The sequence below is a fragment of the Glutamicibacter nicotianae genome (assembly GCF_016907615.1).
GTDB lineage: Bacteria > Actinomycetota > Actinomycetes > Actinomycetales > Micrococcaceae > Glutamicibacter > Glutamicibacter nicotianae.
This window is the reverse complement of record NZ_JAFBCH010000001.1, coordinates 2,944,683-2,960,037: the sequence shown is the minus strand read 5'-3', so window position 1 is coordinate 2,960,037 and position 15,355 is coordinate 2,944,683. Positions and strand designations below refer to the sequence as shown.

The window sequence follows — 15,355 nt, the reverse complement described above, 5'->3', positions numbered from 1 at the left end:
TCGGGCTAGGGATTCACTGACAGATAGTGCAATTGCGCTTCCAGGGAATGGGTAGCCGCGCCCACCAGGCGCGCATCGAGGTCGGGGTAGACATGCTCCAGCAATTCTGCTGGCTGCGTGTCCGCCCCGGCCTTGCCGAGTTTCTGCAACGCCGCACGCACCTGGTCCAGCCGGGACTGGCGGTGCTCGATATACATCTGCAGCAGCGGATGCGAGGACTCATGCTGTTCGCCGTGCGCCGGATGCAATGCCATGTCGGGCAGCGCCAGCAGCCGCTGCAGGGAATCCAGGTAATCGGCCAGCGTGCCATCGGGATGCTCCAGGATGGTGGTGCCACGGCCCAGCACCGTATCCCCGGTGAACAGGTGGGCGCGTTCGCCCTGGCGGATGAAGCACACCGAGTCCGAGGTGTGTCCCGGGGTGGAGAGCACCTGGATGCTGGCCCCGGCCGCATGGATCACCTCGCCATCGGCGAGGACCGGCGCATCCCGGCAGTACTCGGGGAGCTTGGCGCGCACCGGCGCCGCGGCCATCCGGTAAAGCGCATCGATGCCTCCGGTGTGATCGGCATGCCGATGGGTAATGAGCACCAGCTGGATGTCGAACACCGCCAAGGCCTGCAGATGCTCTTCGAGCTCGGGGCCCGGATCGATCAGCACCACCGGTGTTCCCGGCGCAAGTTCGCCCGCAGCCGGGTCGAACAGCAGATACGAGTTGGTCCCGTCCAAAGTCATTTCAGAAGGATTCGGCGCGCACAGCACGCCAATGCCGGGGGCGATAATAGTGGGCAAGGGAAGAAGAGCCATAGCCATGAGTGTAGGAACCAATGACCGCGACTGAAAGCGTGACGCGCCAATCACCGGGGGCCGGGCCGGCGAAAACCACCCGGAAGCTCGGCGCCGTGCTGCTGCTGATCGCGCTGCTCGCACTTGCGCTGTTCGCCTCGCTGCTGCTGGGTGCGCGCAGCGTCTCGATCGGCACCGTCATCGATGCCATCTGGAATTTCGACCCGTCCAATGGAGACCAGGGCGTGGTCGCCTCGCGCTTCGCCCGCACCGTCGGGGCCATCGTGGTGGGCGCCGCCCTGGGGTTGGCCGGGGCCGGCCTGCAGGGGCTGACCCGCAACCCGCTGGCCGATACCGGTATCCTCGGACTGAACGCCGGATCCTCCATGGCAGTGGTGCTGGCGATCGCCTTCCTCGGTGTCAGCTCGCTGGGCGGAATCATGGTCGCCGCCTTCATCGGCGCCGCCGGGGTGATGGCGCTGGTCTACCTCGTGGCGAATGTGGGCCGCGACGGCGCCACCCCGATCAAGCTGGCTTTGGGCGGCGCCGCCATGGCGGTGGGCGTCGGCGCGATCACCAATGCGATCCTGATGATTTCCGATGCCACCGTGGACCGCTTCCGCATGTGGCAGGTGGGCACGCTGTCCAGCAGCGGCATCGACACCTTCCTCGGCGCCATTCCGGTGGTAGCCGCCGGCGCGCTGATCGTGCTGTCCACCGCCAGGGTCTCCAACGCGGTGTCCATGGGCGATGACACCGCGATCGCCCTGGGCTTCAACCTGAACCGCGCCCGGCTGATCGGCTCCATCGGGGTGGTCATCCTCGCCGGCACCGCCACCGCGGTGGCCGGGCCGATCGCCTTCGTCGGCCTGATGATCCCGCATGCGGTGCGCCTGCTGGTCGGTTCCGACTACCGCTGGCTGATGCCGGCATGCCTGGTCGCCGGACCGATCCTGCTGCTGGTCGCTGATACGGTGGGACGGGTCATCGCCCCGCCCAGCGAAATCCAGGTAGGCGTCATGTGCGCCATGCTCGGCGGACCGATCTTCATCATCATGATGCGCAGCGGCATGAAGTCGGTGAGCCTGTGAGCACGAGCGAAATGGAAGCAACCACCATGACCCAGCCGACCAGCACCGGGGAAGCGGACGTGCCGGCGAACCCGGCTGCCGCCCAGTCCGGCACGACGCTGGCGGCCCGGCGCCGCTCCCGAATGCGCCGCACCGCCCTGTGGATGGTCGTGGCGCTGGCGCTGGCCATCGTCGCCTACCTGTTCTGGGGACGGGACCGTCTTCCGGCGGCCGAGGTGCTCCAGGTGCTGGGCGGCGAGAAGGTGCCGGGCACCAGCTTCATCATCATGGCCGACCGCCTGCCGCGCATCGCCGTGGGCGTGCTCGCCGGTGCTGGCCTGGGCATTTCCGGAGCGTTGTTCCAGCGCTGGCTGGGCAACCCGCTGGCCAGCCCCGACGTGATCGGCGTGGGCTACGGCGCCTCGGCGGCCGCCGTCTTCGCCATGATCATCCTCGGCTACACCGACTGGAAGCTCAACGCCTTCTCGCTGGCCGGCGGGCTGCTGGTCGCAGCGCTGATCTATTGGCTCTCGGCCGCGGGCAAGCGTACCGGGTCCCGGCTGATCCTAGCCGGCTTGGCCATCGGCGCAATGCTGCAGGCGCTGATCCAGTACTTGCTCACCCAGGCGCAGGTGAACACCGCCAGCGATGTCATGCACTGGCTGACCGGTTCACTGGCCAGCAGCAACTGGGGGAACGCGCTGCTGCTGCTGGTCTCCCTCGGCGCCATCGGCATCTTGCTGCTGCCGCTGGTGCTGCGCCAGCTGAAGATGCTGGAGCTGGGCGAGGACGCCGCGGCCGCCCTGGGCCTGCATGTGGGCTGGGCCCGTGCCCTGCTGGTCTTCGTGGCCGTGGCCATGGGCGCCCTGCCGATCGCTGTCACCGGGCCGATGGCGTTCGTCGCCTTCCTGGCCGGCCCGATTACCGCCGCGCTGACCCGCGGACCGATCAACATCCTGCTGGCCGGCCTGACCGGAGCCACGCTGGTGACCATCGCCAATTTCTTTGCCGCGAACTTGTTCGCGGACCTGTCGCTGCCGGTGGGCGTTATCACCGGCGCATTCGGCGCACCCTTCCTGATTTGGATTCTGGTGCGCGCCAACTCAACTGGAAGCGGGGCATAACCCATGGCCACTTTGCAGGCTAGCGATCTGACCTTGGCCTATGACAAGGTCACCATCGTCGACGAGCTGTCGCTGGATATCCCCACCGGCCAGGTGAGCATCGTCGTCGGAGCCAACGGCTGCGGCAAGTCCACCCTGCTGCGCGCCCTCTCCAGGCTGATGAAGCCGGCCGGGGGACAGGTGCTCCTGGACGGCGCGGATATCCACTCGAAGCCGGCCAAGGAGGTCGCCAAGACCCTGGGCCTGCTGCCGCAGTCGCCGACAGCGCCGGACGGCATTACCGCCCGCGAGCTGATCAGCCGCGGCCGCTACCCGCACCAGGGCCTGTTCAAGCGCTTCTCCGCCGAGGACGAGACGGCGGTGAACCGCGCGATGGAACTGACCGGAACCACCGAGCTGGCCGACCGCTCGGTGGACGAGCTCTCCGGCGGGCAGCGCCAGCGCGTCTGGATCGCCATGGCCCTGGCCCAGGAGACCGACCTGCTGCTGCTCGATGAGCCGACCACCTTCCTGGACGTGGCGCACCAGCTCGAAGTCCTGGACGTGGTCAGCGAGCTGAACCGCAGCCGGGGGATCACCGTGGTGATCGTGCTGCACGATCTGAACCTGGCTGCCCGCTACGCCGACTACCTGGTGGCCCTGCGCCACGGCAAGATCTACGCCGCCGGCCACCCCAACGACGTGGTCACCGAAAAGACGGTCAAGGACGTCTTCGGCATGCCAAGCCGCGTGATCCCGGACCCGGTGGGAGGCACCCCGCTGGTGCTGCCCATTGGCCGGCACCGCGTGCTGCGCACCGAACAGGTCCTGGCTTCCAAGGGCATCTACCGCAGCGAAGCGTCTGCGCAGGACACCGCGGTGAAGCAGGCCGCCAGTGTGAAAGAAGCTGCCGAAGTCGCGGCGCAGCTCGATCCGCAGGCCATGCGCCCGGCCCATGAGCATGTGCCGACCCTGGCCTTCGACACCACCGTGGTCAAGAGCCAGCAGCTGGCCCCGTCCTTCCGCCGGCTCACCGTCAGCGGCGAGGATCTGGAATACTTCGGCACCAACAGCCACCCGCTGGATATGCGCATCAAGCTGCTGCTGCCGCCGGCAGGCGGAACCGCGCTGACCGATGAGATCGCCACGATGCGCCCGGAGGCGCTGACCAGCCCGGCCGAGCAGCAGGGCTGGTACAAGCGCTGGCTGTCCATTGATCCGGACACCCGAGGCTACATGCGCACCTATACGGTGCGGGCCTTCCGCGAGGCAGGTCACCGGGACAATATCGGGGCCACCGCGGAGCTGGACATCGACTTCGTGATGCACGGGCATATTGTGGACGGCCAGCTGCAGGGCGGACCAGCGACGGAATTCGGCGACCGGGCCAAGGTCGGCGACCAGCTCTTGCTGCTGGGCCCGAACAAGACCCTGAACGACTCCACCTACGGCGGTATCGAATTCCGCCGCGGCGAGGCAACCCGGGTGGTGCTGGCCGGCGACGAAACCGCCGCCCCGGCGATCTGCGCGATCCTCGAAGAGCTGCCATCGAACGTGACCGGCCATGCGCTGATCGAGGTTCCGGAGACCACCGATATCCTCGGTGCCTCCACCCGCTCGGGCGTTTCGGTGCAGTGGCTGACCCGCGGCAGCCACGAGCATGGCGAATTGCTGCAGACCGCCTTGCGCCAGGTGGTCGCGATTCCGGCCGCCGGAGTGGTGCATACCAATGCCGAGCCGGAAGATATCGATGTGGATGCCGACATCCTGTGGGAGACTGGCCAAGCGAACACCGCGCCGTTCTACGCATGGATTGCCGGCGAGGCCGGCACGGTCAAAGAAATGCGCCGTTATCTGGTGCGCGATGCCGGTGTGGACCGCAAGCAGGTGGCTTTCATGGGCTACTGGCGCCGCGGAAAGACCGAGAACTAGACGGCAGCGTCAACCAGTACCAGGGCCCCGGCACACTGTGCCGGGGCCCTGGTTCGTTCTGGCAGCGGTCCGCTATTTTTCTTTGGCCGGGTTCTGGCACGCGCCGCGTGCAGGCCGCGGGTTTTCGCGGTCGAGGATTGCCAGCAGCCGGGTGAGCTCTGCGCGGTCCTCCTCGCCGAGCTTGTCGAAGTAGCCATCCATGCTGGAACGGCGCAGCTTCGTGATCTCCCCGAGCTGGGCGCGGCCCGTGGCGCTGAGCGCGATCAGCGTGGCCCGGCGGTCCGCTGGATCAGGGGTGCGCACGACCAATTTCTTGGCCTCCAGCTGGTCGACCACCTCAGTGGTCGAGCGGGCGGCGATATGCAATCGTTCTGCAAGCTGCGAGTTGCGCAGCCCTGCGTCTTCGGCGCGGGCCAACAGGGCCAGCACCCGTGATTGGTGCGGAGTGATTCCCAGGGGAATCAAGCTGTCCCGCCACCTGCCGCGAAGCATGCGCGAAACGTGGAGGAAAAGATCTGCCAAGTCAGGCTTGGACTCGTCGTTCTGCATGTCTTCAAGAATAGTGTGTTTCCGCGGACATTTTCAAGAAGCAACCTCATAGTGAGGTTCCCTCTGTTATTCTGGACTTGAGAAATCCAGGACGAGGAGGGGGCTTATGAGTGCCATGGGAATGCCAGGTCCGCATCCAGGCGGTGGCGGACGGGGCCGGTCCGCGAATGCCGCAAGGGACAAGCAGTGGCTCTCCGAGCATCCGGTGTCGCTCGCACGCATCGCCGGGCTCTTCCGTCCTCATCTGGGGTCGGTGATTGCCGTCATGCTGCTGATTGTGGCATCCTCGATCATCGGCTTGGCCCAGCCGTTCATCATCCGGGAACTCATTGACGACGCCATTCCCAACAGCAACGTCCGATTGCTGCTCTGGGGCGCCGGGGGACTGGTGCTGATCGCCTTGGCCACCGCGATCCTGGAAGTCCTCCAGACCTGGCGGGCGACCCTGATGGGCCAACGCGTGATGCATGGCCTGCGGACCGGACTGTTCACGCACCTGCAGAAGCAATCCCTGGGATTCTTCACCAACTCCCGCTCCGGGGACGTGCAGTCCCGCCTGGTCAACGACGTGGGGCAGATGCAATCGGTGATCACCAATTCGGCCACGAGCATTGCCTCGAACCTGACCACGGTCGTTGCCACCGCCTGCGCGATGGTGGCGATTTCGTGGAAGCTGAGCCTGATCTCACTGGTCGTCCTGCCGCCAGCTGTGCTGCTGGCCAAGCAAACCGCGAAGCTGCGCCGCGCCGTGACAGGAAAGCGCCAGCGCGAGATGTCCAACTTGACCTCGCTGATCGAAGAACGCCTGAGCATCTCCGGGGTCCGGCTCTCCAAGATCATGGGCACCGGCACCGCCGATGCCCAAGCTTTCGGAGACTCCAGCCGCAAGCTCATCGACTTGGAAATGAAAAGCGCCTTGGCCGGGCGTTGGCGCATGGCCACGATGAGCATCATCTTCGCTGCCATCCCCGCGGTGCTCTACATCGTGGCTGGCCTGCCCGTAACCGGGCAGGGCATGAGCATCGGCACCCTGGTGGCCTTCACCGGACTGCAGGCCGGGATCTTCCGTCCAGTCATGGGGCTGATGCAGATTTCGGTCCAGTGGATTTCGGCCTTGGCCCTGTTCAGCCGCGTCTTCGAATACCTCGATACCGACCAAGCGCTGCCGGTACCCGAGCACCCGCGGGTGATTGAGCCCGAGAAGCTGCGCGGCGAAGTGCAGTTGCGCAATGTCAGCTTCCGCTACCCCGAAGCCGATCGCGCCACCCTGGATCAGCTGAATCTGGAGCTGGAAGCCGGGACCATCACCGCGGTGGTTGGCGCGACCGGCTCGGGCAAATCCACCCTGGGATCCTTGCTGCCCCGGTTGCTTGATCCCACCGAGGGCCAGGTGCTGCTCGACGGCATTGATCTGAAGGAATTCGACCCCGAGGGGATCGCGCAGGCAGTCTCCGTGGTGGCTCAGGAAAGCTACCTGCTGCATGCCTCGATTCGCGAGAACCTCTTGTGGGCGGCGCCGGAGGCAACGGAAGAAGAGCTCTGGGATGCATTGGAAGCCGCGCAGATTGCGCCACTGATCCGCAGCCTGCCACGCGGCCTGGACACCCAGGTGGGGCAGCGCGGGCACCGCTTCTCCGGTGGTGAGCAGCAGCGACTGGCCATTGCCCGCACCATGCTGCGCAAGCCGAAGGTGCTGGTGCTCGATGAAGCCACCAGTGCGCTGGATACTGTCACCGAGGCACTGGTGCAGCGGGCGCTGGATGAGCTGGCGGTGGGGCGCACCACCTTGCTCATCGCGCACCGGTTGAGCACGGTGATGCGGGCAGACCGCATCGTGGTGCTGGAGGATGGCCGGATTGCCGAATCCGGTACCTTTGATGAACTGGTCCAGCGTCGGGGCCAGTTCGCCCAGCTGGTAGCCCAGAGCGAACTAGCCCAGAGCGAACTAGCCCAAAAGGCCAGCTAGTACCCGTCCGGCTTCAGGCCCTGCTGCTCCAGGGAAGCCAGGATCTTGGGCAGCGCCGATTCGAAGGCGGCGCGCTCGGATGGGTCCAGCGAGTCGAAGATGGTTTCACGCACGAAGTTCACGTGGCTTGGCGCGGCCTCTTCGATGGTCTGGCGCCCTTCGGCGGTCAGCGTGATCTGGTGGCCGCGGCGGTCGGTTTCATCCGAGCAGCGGCTGATCAGGCCCTTGGCTTCCATGCGGCGCAGCAGGTGGGAGAGGCGGGAGCGATCCCAGCGCAATGCGGTGGCCACGTCGGCCGGGCGCAGGCTCGGCTCGGTCGTTTCCGAGAGTACGGCCAGCACCGAGTATTCGCCGGTCTGCATCTTCGAATCGCGGAGCATCTGGCGGTCCATGGCGCTGGGGAACTGCCAGAGGAATTCGCGCAGGGTGCGCCAGAGGTCCTGCTCGCTATCGGTGAGCCAGCGGGTCTCTTCGCTCTTCATTCTCTATTCCTAACCATGTTCTGCCCAACGGGGATGTTGAAATTTTGTTGACGCATCAATTATCTCCTGTATAGTGGGAATTGGCAAGAGATGATGACGTGTCAACTAAATTGGTTGGCCGCAGAGCTCCAAGGAGAATTGAATTGTCGAAGATCGCTATCGTTACCGGGTCCACCCGTCCAGGCCGCGTCAACCAGTCTGTCGCGCATTGGGTTCTGGCCAAGGCCGAGGAATTCGGCGGTGCCGACTACGAGCTGGTGGACATCGTGGATTTCAACCTGCCGATGCTCGATGAGCCGTTCCCGGCCGCCTACCAGAACTACCAGAACGAGCACACCAAGGCCTTCGCCGCCAAGATGAGCGAATTCGATGGCTACATTTTCATTGTTGGCGAGTACAACCACTCTGTCCAGCCTGCCTTGGCCAACGCACTGAGCTACCTGAACGCCGAGCTGAACAACAAGGCCGCAGGCATGGTCGGCTACGGCTCCGCCATGGGCTCGCGCGCGGTGGAGCACCTGCGTGGAATCCTCTCCGAACTGCAGCTCGCCCATGTGCAGAAGACCGGCATGTTCTCGCTGTTCACCGACTTCGAGAACTTCTCAACCTTCGCACCGACCGAGCAGTCCGCTGGCAGCGTGCAGCCGATGTTCGAGCAACTTCTTGCCTGGAGCAAGGCCATGGCTACCGTGCGCGACAGCGCCTCGGTCAACGCCTAAGGAAGGTCGAATATGGCGGGTGCTGGCAATCGGCACCCTGCCATTTCCAAACTTGTCCAACTGCCATAGTCTCGACATGAATGGTTTATGCACGGGACCGCAAAATTCTTTGGAAGGAATGCGATGAGCGACGAATACTCGACCAAGGGCTCCTACGTCACCGGCGGAGAATTCACCCGGGACACCAACTACATCCAGGATCGCATCGTCGCTGATGCCAGCGCCGAGCACTATGGGCATAAGGACAGCCACAGCAAAATCGGGCATCCCGACGCAGGGATATCCGAAGGTGCCCAGCTCTGGCCGGTGGAGGCCGGCCGCTACCATCTGGTGGCTGCCCGCGCATGCCCATGGGCCAACCGAACCCTGATAGTCCGCCGCCTGCTCGGCCTGGAAGACGCGCTGTCCATCGGACTGCCCGGTCCCACCCACGATGCGCGCAGCTGGACCTTCGATCTGGACCCGGAGGGCAAGGATCCCGTGCTGGGCACCGAGCGGATCCAGGAAAACTACTTCAAGCGCTTTGCCGATTATCCACGCGGGATCACCGTTCCGGCCATTGTCGATATCCCCACCGGCGCGGTTGTCACCAACGATTACCCGCAAATCACCTGGGACATGTCCACGCAGTGGAAGGAATTCCATCGTGAAGGCGCACCGGATCTCGTTGCCCATGACCAGCTCGATGAGATGCTGCCGCTGATCAAGCGGATTTTCACCGAGGTGAATAACGGCGTCTACCGTGCCGGGTTCGCGGGGGACCAGAAGTCCTACGACGACGCCTACGACAGGCTATTCACCACGTTGGACCACCTCGAAGAACGGCTATCCACCCGCCGTTTCCTCATGGGCGATTACATCACCGAGGCCGACGTGCGGCTGTTCACCACTCTGGTGCGATTCGACCCGGTCTACCATGGCCACTTCAAGGCCAATCGCAACAAGCTCATCGACATGCCCAACCTCTGGGGCTACTCCCGGGATCTGTTCCAAACACCAGGCTTTGGCGACACCATCGACTTCGAGCAGATCAAGGCCCACTACTATGTGGTCCACGAAGACATCAACCCGACCGGGATCATTCCGAAGGGACCGGACTTGGCGAACTGGCTCGAAGCCCCTGACCGGGAAGAACTGGCAGAGCACGGCCCATTCCTGAACGGCACGGCACCGGACGAAGTCCGTGCCGAGGAACGTGTCCAGGCGGGACACAACCCGCTGTACCCTGCCTAGGCTCCGGAAGAACCAGCCTGGCGGCCCGGGATCCGCTCCATACTAAGGAGCGGATCCCGGGCCGCTGTGCTTTATTCGAAGTCGAAGCCCTGCGCTTCGCATGCCTTCTGGAATGCTTCCAAGTCGGTGATCTTCGGCGTGCCGGCGTTATCGGTGGCCACGGCGGCGCTGATTTCTCCGGTGGCTGCCTTCGCTCCATGCTCAGCGGCTTTCGCCATGTTCGTCGCGCCCATGCCCTCGGGGTCAACCATGCCCCCGCCAAAGTGCACGCACGCCGTATGGCCCTGCGGATCTTGCTCGCGCAGCTCATCGATCGACGGGCTGCCGCAAGCGGTGAGCGCCAAGGCTAGGGTGGCCAGTACAGGCATAATTTTCTTCACAACCCAATCCTACGCGTGGATCAGCTGGGATGCTGCGATCCTCTCTGCAGGAATTCGCTGGCGACATGGCCCTATGCCTGAAACCCCGAGGTGCGGTGAACGTGGCAGGATTAAACCATGACAATCATTGCAGCGGCGGATGGATCAGCCTTAGGGAATCCCGGACCAGCAGGTTGGGCCTGGTACGTGGACCAGGACAACTGGGCCGCTGGCGGTTGGGACCACGGAACCAACAACATGGGCGAGCTCCAGGCGGTGCTCGAGCTCTTCCGGGCCACCGAGCACCTGCCAGACGAAGAACTGAAGATCCTGTGCGACTCGCAGTACGCGATCAACTGCATCAGCAAATGGATGCCAGGGTGGAAGAAAAAGGGCTGGAAGAAGGCCGACGGCAAACCGGTACTGAACCAGGACATCCTCAAGGAACTGGATCAGGCTATCTCGGGGCGCAAATACACTTTTGAATGGGTTAAGGGCCATGCCGGCCATGAGCTGAATGAAGCAGCAGACGGACACGCCCGCGCAGCAGCCACCGCGCACCAGCAGGGTACGGCAGTAGAGGCTGGACCAGGCTACACTGCCGGTGGATCAGCCCCTTCCAGCTCACCGGCCGAGGCGGATGCGGCACCGGCACCGGTGGAAGAAACCGCTGCCACGCCAGAACCCGGCATGGACATCGCGGCCGCCGTCTACGAGCTGGAGCAGGGTTTTCTCGACCCGCAGATCCGCGCCAGCTTCGCCGAGCTCACTGACTTCCTGCATCCTGGGTACCAGGAAGTGACCCGCCATGGTGGTCTGCTGGATGTGGCGACGGTCCGATCCATGCTGGAATCCGGGGCAACTTTGCCAAGCACCGGTGCGGTGCAGGTGCTTGCCGCGCGTGAAGTGGATGCGCAGATGGTGCTGCTTGCCTACCGCATGAAGCCCGCGGATTCCCCGGTGCTCGTGGTCTCGTCGTGGTGGCAGCGCACCGAACGGGGCCTGAAGCTTCGTTTCCGCCAGGAAACCGTCGAGCAGACGGCGCAGAAAACGCGCTTAACGTAGCGATGCCCGCCGAATCAATCGGCGGGCATCGCTACGTCAAGAACCAGGGATCAGTACTGGCCCGGGCGGGTTTCAATGACGCCCTTCTTGTAGCTGATCCGGTTGACCAGCCAAGTGACGGCCCACAGTGCAACACCGATCACCAGCAGCAGGCCGGCAATCTCGTACTGTACCCAGTCCTCGCGCGCACGAGCCCACGGGCCGGCAAGGAACAGGCAGAAGACCACGCCGAGGATCGGGATGATCGTTGGCGCACGGAATGCGCCAGGCTCCGGCTTGTCGCGGCGCAGCACCAGCAGGGCGACGTTCACGACAGCGAACACGCACAGCAGCAGCAGCGCGGTGGTGCCGCCCAGCGAGCCGACGATGCTGCTGCCGTTATCCAGGTTCACGTAGGCAATCAGTGCGATGGCCAGCGCGGTGCTGAACAGGATTGCAACCCATGGGGAGCGTCGGGTCGAGTGCACTTTGCCCAGGAACTGCGGCAACACGCCCTGGCGGGCCATGCCGTAGAGCAGGCGGCTGGCCATCAGCATGTTCATCAGCGCCGTGTTGACCACCGCGAAGACGGTCAGGAACGGGAAGATCGCGTCAACCGGCAAATTCGGCAGGCCAATGCGCACCACATCCAGCAGGATGCCGGCGTCCGGGTTCTTCGGATTCAGCAGATCACCGGTAGGGATCACCATGATAACGGTGACGGCCACCAGCATGTAGATCACCGCGCAGATGCCCAGGCCAATGAGCATGATCTTCGGGAAGACCTTCTTCGGGTTCTTGGTTTCCTCCACCAGGTTCACCGAGTCCTCGAAGCCCACCATGGCGAAGAACGCAACGGCGGTACCCATGGTCACTGCGGCGAAGACGCTGCGATCGGTCGGGGTCTCGAAAACCACCAGACGGGAGATGTCCCCGTGGCCCGAGGCGATCACGGCGAAGCCGATGCCGATGATCGCGGCCATGATGGCCAGCGACACGACGGTCAGGAAGAGATTGAACTTCACGCTCTCGCCGACACCACGGAAGTTGACGATGGCGAGGATGACGATCACCGCAATAGCCGCCCACATGCCCGCTTCGGGCGTGTTGGGAACGCCCTCGACGAACTGGCCGATGCCGATCAGCAGGTTCCGCCCGACCAGGGTGGCCGAGGTGGCGGCGCTGGTGATGCCCGAGCAGGCAACGGTGAAGGCCACCAGGAAGGTCACGAAGTGGATGCCGAAGGCCTTGTGGATGTACAGGGCGGCACCCGCTGCGTGCGGGTACTTGGTGACCAGTTCGAGGTAGCTGAAGGCGGTGAGGGTCGCGATCGCGAAGGCGATCAGGAACGGCAGCCACGCGGCTCCACCCACCTGGCCGGCAACCTTGCCGGTAATGGCGAAAATGCCGGCGCCGATGATATCGCCCATGATGAGGAATAGCAGCAGCTTCGGGCCAATCACCCGGTGGAGTTCTGTTTCCTTGCCGTCGGTAACGGCCGTGTCACTGTTCACAGTCATGCGATCGAGATCATCTCCTTCAAATTTGTAGGCAAACGTTACAACTTTAGGGTCAGCGCATGAAGTGGGCAAACCGGGATCTGAGCTGGCTCACAGAATCGCGGGACGAAAGGCATTGCTACGTCGGCGAGTGGCTTAATTGCTTCAAAGGTGTGAGCTGACCTACCTATATGCTGGGTGGTGTACAGCATGTGGAACCTTCGGGAAATGGGAGCACTGCGGTTAGGGTTGGTTGTTGAGGAACAAGCACTTTAAGGATTTAGATGCAATCGGTGATCACTGAGGATTTCGCGCCCCTGGCCCAGGCTTTGGAAGCGCGTGCCGCTGAGGAAGAAGGCTACTCGGCGCAGCTGGCCGTATACCACCGCGGAGAACTGGTGCTCAGCCACACCGTCGGAGAGCACCTCTCGGGCGACGCGTTGACCTGTGTTTTCTCCTGCACCAAGGGCCTTGGCGCGCTGGTCGTGGCACTGCTGGTGCAAGATGGCCTGATTGATCCGAATGCGCCCATGGCCACCTACTGGCCTGAATTCGGCGAGAACGGGAAATCCCGGCTCACCGTCGGCGAGGTGCTCAGCCACCAGGCCGGCGTGCTGGGCGTTCCCGGGGGCGTGCCCAGCAAGATCCTCCTGGACTCCGCCGAGTACGCCAAGGTGCTCGCTTCCATGCCCAGTGTCTGGCCGCTGGGGCAGAATATCGTCGGCTACCACGCGATCACCATGGGCGTGCTCATGGAAGAACTGGTCCGCCGGGTCACCGGCAAGGAGCTCAAGGAGGTCTTCGAGGAGCGCATCCGCAAGCCGCTGGGCGCCGAGGCCTACATTGGCCAGGACCCAGCGCTGGAATCGCGCTACCGCGATGTGCTGCCAGCTGCCGAAGCTGCCACCGAATTCTTCGACCCGTTTTCCCCGGCCGGTCTGGCGGTGAATTCGGCCTCCGGGTTCGCGCTGGAAACCGGCCCGGTCTACAACTGGCACGAACTGGCCAACGCGCCGCAGGTGCGCGAACTGGGTCCGGCATCCATGGGAGCGGTGGCCAACGCCCAGGGCCTGGCCGCCATCTATGCCGCCTCCTTCGGTGCAGTTCCGGCACTGGGAACCACGCGCGGATTCCTTTCCGCCGACACCTGGTCCCAGGTATCCACCGAACTGGTCTACGGCCATGACCGGACCAATGGACTGCTGCAGGCCTTCGCCCTGGGATTCATGAAGGCCACCGCAAGCAACAATTACGGCTCGATTTTCGCCTACGGCCATGACGGTGCGAACTCCTCGCTGGCCTTCGCCGATCCGGCCCACCAGCTGGGCTTCGGATTTATCCCCTCGCGCAATGAAGGTCTCAAGGAGACCTCCACCGGGGTGAAGCTCAGCCAGCTGGCGCGCCAGCTGATCATGCAGAAGAACATGGCGGCCCAGTCTGCCGGCAACAACGCATAGCCGCCCCACCGGGCAAGGAACGAAGCAGGAGCGAAGTGAAGAAGTTTGTGGCACTGGGTGACTCGTTCACCGAAGGCGTTGGCGACGCGGATCCGGTCCGCCCTAACCAGGTGCGCGGCTGGGCGGATCGGGTGGCCGAGGTGCTCTGCGCCGAAGGAGAATGGGAATACGCCAATCTGGCCGTGCGCGGCAAGAAGATCGGCCAGGTGATCAACCAGCAGCTGGACCAGGCCCTTGCGTTGGGCCCGGACCTGGTCTCCATCTACGCCGGCGGCAATGACATCCTGCGGCCCAAGGCCGACCTGGATGCGCTGATGCGCGGCTATGCCGGCATGGTGCGCCGCTTTTCCGAAGCCGGAAGCACGGTGCTGCTGTTCACCGGTTTCGACACCGTGGACTCGCCGCTGTTCTCCAAGACCCGTCCGCGCACTGCCGTCTACAACGAGAAGGTCCGCGAAATCGCGGACGAATACGGTGCGCTGATCGCCGACTACTGGCGATGGCGCGAATTCTCTGACCTGCGCTACTGGGCGCCGGACCGGCTGCACATGAATGAGCTGGGTCACACGCTGATGGCCTCCAAGGTCCTGAACGTGCTCGGCGCCGGGCAGATCACCGAGGAGAACTGGTCCGCGAAGATCCACCAGCCGTCGCTGCCGGAGCTGGCGGTGAACTCGCGCGGCGAGAAACTGAAGCAGGAATTGGGCTGGGCCAGGGAGCATTTGGCTCCGTGGATCAAGCGACGGCTCACCGGCACCTCATCGGGAGATTCCTTATCAGCGAAGTATCCCGATTACATCCGTTTAACTGCCGGCGCAAACTGAACGCGTTTATGACTTTTCCTGTTCCTGCTCCTGTTTGACGTTGGGGGCGAGGCGGGTAACATGGTGGTGTGCTGCAGGTCTCCGGCCGGCAGTACACGCCATAGACGGATGGCGGGAGAGTCCCGTTCACACCATGGACGGGCGCCGTAGGAGCAATTCCTCCCCAGGAAACTCTCAGGCACCCGTACCGCCATCATGAGGCAACTCTGGAAAGAAACCGGCCCGTTCCGGTTCACCGAAGGTGCAAGTACCCGGCTTGGTTTGCTGGATGCGTAAAACTCTCAGGTTATGAAACAGGGATGGGGAGGTAAAAAGACCTTCCTTTGGCATGCG

General features: G+C 64.0%; 14 protein-coding genes and 1 riboswitch. Of the genes, 9 read left to right on the top strand and 5 right to left on the bottom strand.

Annotated elements, in window-relative coordinates; genetic code table 11:
* Window positions 1-5 precede the first annotated feature (5 nt).
* A complete protein-coding gene (locus tag JOE62_RS14095; protein ID WP_239543398.1) occupies window positions 6-806 on the bottom strand; it encodes an MBL fold metallo-hydrolase in 801 nt (266 codons plus the stop codon).
* Between the two features lie 20 nt (window positions 807-826).
* Between JOE62_RS14095 and JOE62_RS14090 the strand changes: the two genes are divergently transcribed.
* From JOE62_RS14090 to JOE62_RS14080, 3 genes are read left to right on the top strand one after another with little or no spacing between them, the layout of a single operon-like run.
* Window positions 827-1,876 carry a FecCD family ABC transporter permease gene (locus tag JOE62_RS14090; protein ID WP_204722828.1) on the top strand — a complete coding sequence of 350 codons (1,050 nt, stop codon included), beginning with the start codon at window positions 827-829 and terminating at the stop codon, window positions 1,874-1,876.
* The gene (locus JOE62_RS14085) at window positions 1,873-2,979 is read left to right on the top strand and encodes a FecCD family ABC transporter permease (protein ID WP_338085800.1); all 1,107 of its coding nucleotides are present in this window, start codon (window positions 1,873-1,875) and stop codon (window positions 2,977-2,979) included. Before JOE62_RS14090 ends, JOE62_RS14085 begins: the two co-directional genes overlap by 4 nt.
* A 3-nt stretch (window positions 2,980-2,982) precedes the next feature.
* On the top strand, window positions 2,983-4,890 hold the full coding sequence (locus JOE62_RS14080; RefSeq protein WP_204722827.1) for an SIP domain-containing protein: 1,908 nt from the start codon (window positions 2,983-2,985) through the stop codon (window positions 4,888-4,890).
* A gap of 72 nt (window positions 4,891-4,962) precedes the next feature.
* Here JOE62_RS14080 and JOE62_RS14075 read toward each other — a convergent pair whose 3' ends face one another.
* A complete protein-coding gene (locus JOE62_RS14075) occupies window positions 4,963-5,439 on the bottom strand; it encodes a MarR family winged helix-turn-helix transcriptional regulator (protein WP_204722826.1) in 477 nt (158 codons plus the stop codon).
* A 106-nt stretch (window positions 5,440-5,545) separates the two neighbouring features.
* Here JOE62_RS14075 and JOE62_RS14070 point away from each other — a divergent pair, with 106 nt between their 5' ends.
* Window positions 5,546-7,405, top strand: a complete 1,860-nt coding sequence (locus JOE62_RS14070) for an ABC transporter ATP-binding protein (RefSeq protein WP_204722825.1) — start codon at window positions 5,546-5,548, stop codon at window positions 7,403-7,405.
* Here the strand turns inward: JOE62_RS14070 and JOE62_RS14065 are convergent.
* Window positions 7,402-7,887: a MarR family winged helix-turn-helix transcriptional regulator gene (locus tag JOE62_RS14065; protein ID WP_204722824.1), complete on the bottom strand. Its 486-nt coding sequence runs from the start codon at window positions 7,885-7,887 to the stop codon at window positions 7,402-7,404. The genes JOE62_RS14070 and JOE62_RS14065 overlap by 4 nt on opposite strands.
* 143 nt (window positions 7,888-8,030) lie before the next feature.
* Between JOE62_RS14065 and JOE62_RS14060 the strand changes: the two genes are divergently transcribed.
* Together JOE62_RS14060 and JOE62_RS14055 are read left to right on the top strand one after the other, a co-directional pair.
* Window positions 8,031-8,606 (top strand): NADPH-dependent FMN reductase, encoded by a 576-nt coding sequence (locus tag JOE62_RS14060; RefSeq protein WP_204722823.1) that lies wholly within the window; start codon window positions 8,031-8,033, stop codon window positions 8,604-8,606.
* A 123-nt stretch (window positions 8,607-8,729) separates the two neighbouring features.
* On the top strand, window positions 8,730-9,839 hold the full coding sequence (locus JOE62_RS14055) for a glutathione S-transferase C-terminal domain-containing protein (RefSeq protein ID WP_204722822.1): 1,110 nt from the start codon (window positions 8,730-8,732) through the stop codon (window positions 9,837-9,839).
* A 71-nt stretch (window positions 9,840-9,910) separates the two neighbouring features.
* On the opposite strand, the gene JOE62_RS14050 is transcribed toward JOE62_RS14055, so the two are convergent.
* Entirely contained in the window at window positions 9,911-10,219 is a 309-nt protein-coding gene (locus JOE62_RS14050; protein ID WP_204722821.1) for a hypothetical protein, read from the bottom strand.
* Between the two features lie 117 nt (window positions 10,220-10,336).
* Between JOE62_RS14050 and JOE62_RS14045 the strand changes: the two genes are divergently transcribed.
* Window positions 10,337-11,263, top strand: a complete 927-nt coding sequence (locus JOE62_RS14045; RefSeq protein WP_204722820.1) for an RNase H family protein — start codon at window positions 10,337-10,339, stop codon at window positions 11,261-11,263.
* A gap of 50 nt (window positions 11,264-11,313) precedes the next feature.
* Here JOE62_RS14045 and JOE62_RS14040 read toward each other — a convergent pair whose 3' ends face one another.
* Window positions 11,314-12,762 (bottom strand): APC family permease, encoded by a 1,449-nt coding sequence (locus tag JOE62_RS14040; RefSeq protein ID WP_204722819.1) that lies wholly within the window; start codon window positions 12,760-12,762, stop codon window positions 11,314-11,316.
* 272 nt (window positions 12,763-13,034) lie between these two features.
* On the opposite strand from JOE62_RS14040, the gene JOE62_RS14035 reads away from it, so the two are divergent.
* Window positions 13,035-14,198 (top strand): serine hydrolase, encoded by a 1,164-nt coding sequence (locus JOE62_RS14035; RefSeq protein ID WP_204722818.1) that lies wholly within the window; start codon window positions 13,035-13,037, stop codon window positions 14,196-14,198.
* A gap of 35 nt (window positions 14,199-14,233) precedes the next feature.
* Entirely contained in the window at window positions 14,234-15,022 is a 789-nt protein-coding gene (locus JOE62_RS14030; RefSeq protein WP_338085799.1) for an SGNH/GDSL hydrolase family protein, read from the top strand.
* Between the two features lie 102 nt (window positions 15,023-15,124).
* Window positions 15,125-15,222, top strand: a riboswitch (glycine riboswitch).
* The last annotated feature ends 133 nt before the right edge of the window (window positions 15,223-15,355 follow it).

Bases quoted from the DNA above. Each gene is read 5' to 3' on its own strand.
- JOE62_RS14095 (WP_239543398.1), bottom strand. From the start codon at position 806: ATGGCTCTTCTTCCCTTGCCCACTATTATCGCCCCCGGCATTGGCGTG.
- JOE62_RS14090 (WP_204722828.1), top strand. From the start codon at position 827: ATGACCGCGACTGAAAGCGTGACGCGCCAATCACCGGGGGCCGGGCCG.
- JOE62_RS14080 (WP_204722827.1), top strand. From the start codon at position 2,983: ATGGCCACTTTGCAGGCTAGCGATCTGACCTTGGCCTATGACAAGGTC.
- JOE62_RS14075 (WP_204722826.1), bottom strand. From the start codon at position 5,439: ATGCAGAACGACGAGTCCAAGCCTGACTTGGCAGATCTTTTCCTCCAC.
- JOE62_RS14070 (WP_204722825.1), top strand. From the start codon at position 5,546: ATGAGTGCCATGGGAATGCCAGGTCCGCATCCAGGCGGTGGCGGACGG.
- JOE62_RS14065 (WP_204722824.1), bottom strand. From the start codon at position 7,887: ATGAAGAGCGAAGAGACCCGCTGGCTCACCGATAGCGAGCAGGACCTC.
- JOE62_RS14055 (WP_204722822.1), top strand. From the start codon at position 8,730: ATGAGCGACGAATACTCGACCAAGGGCTCCTACGTCACCGGCGGAGAA.
- JOE62_RS14045 (WP_204722820.1), top strand. From the start codon at position 10,337: ATGACAATCATTGCAGCGGCGGATGGATCAGCCTTAGGGAATCCCGGA.
- JOE62_RS14040 (WP_204722819.1), bottom strand. From the start codon at position 12,762: ATGACTGTGAACAGTGACACGGCCGTTACCGACGGCAAGGAAACAGAA.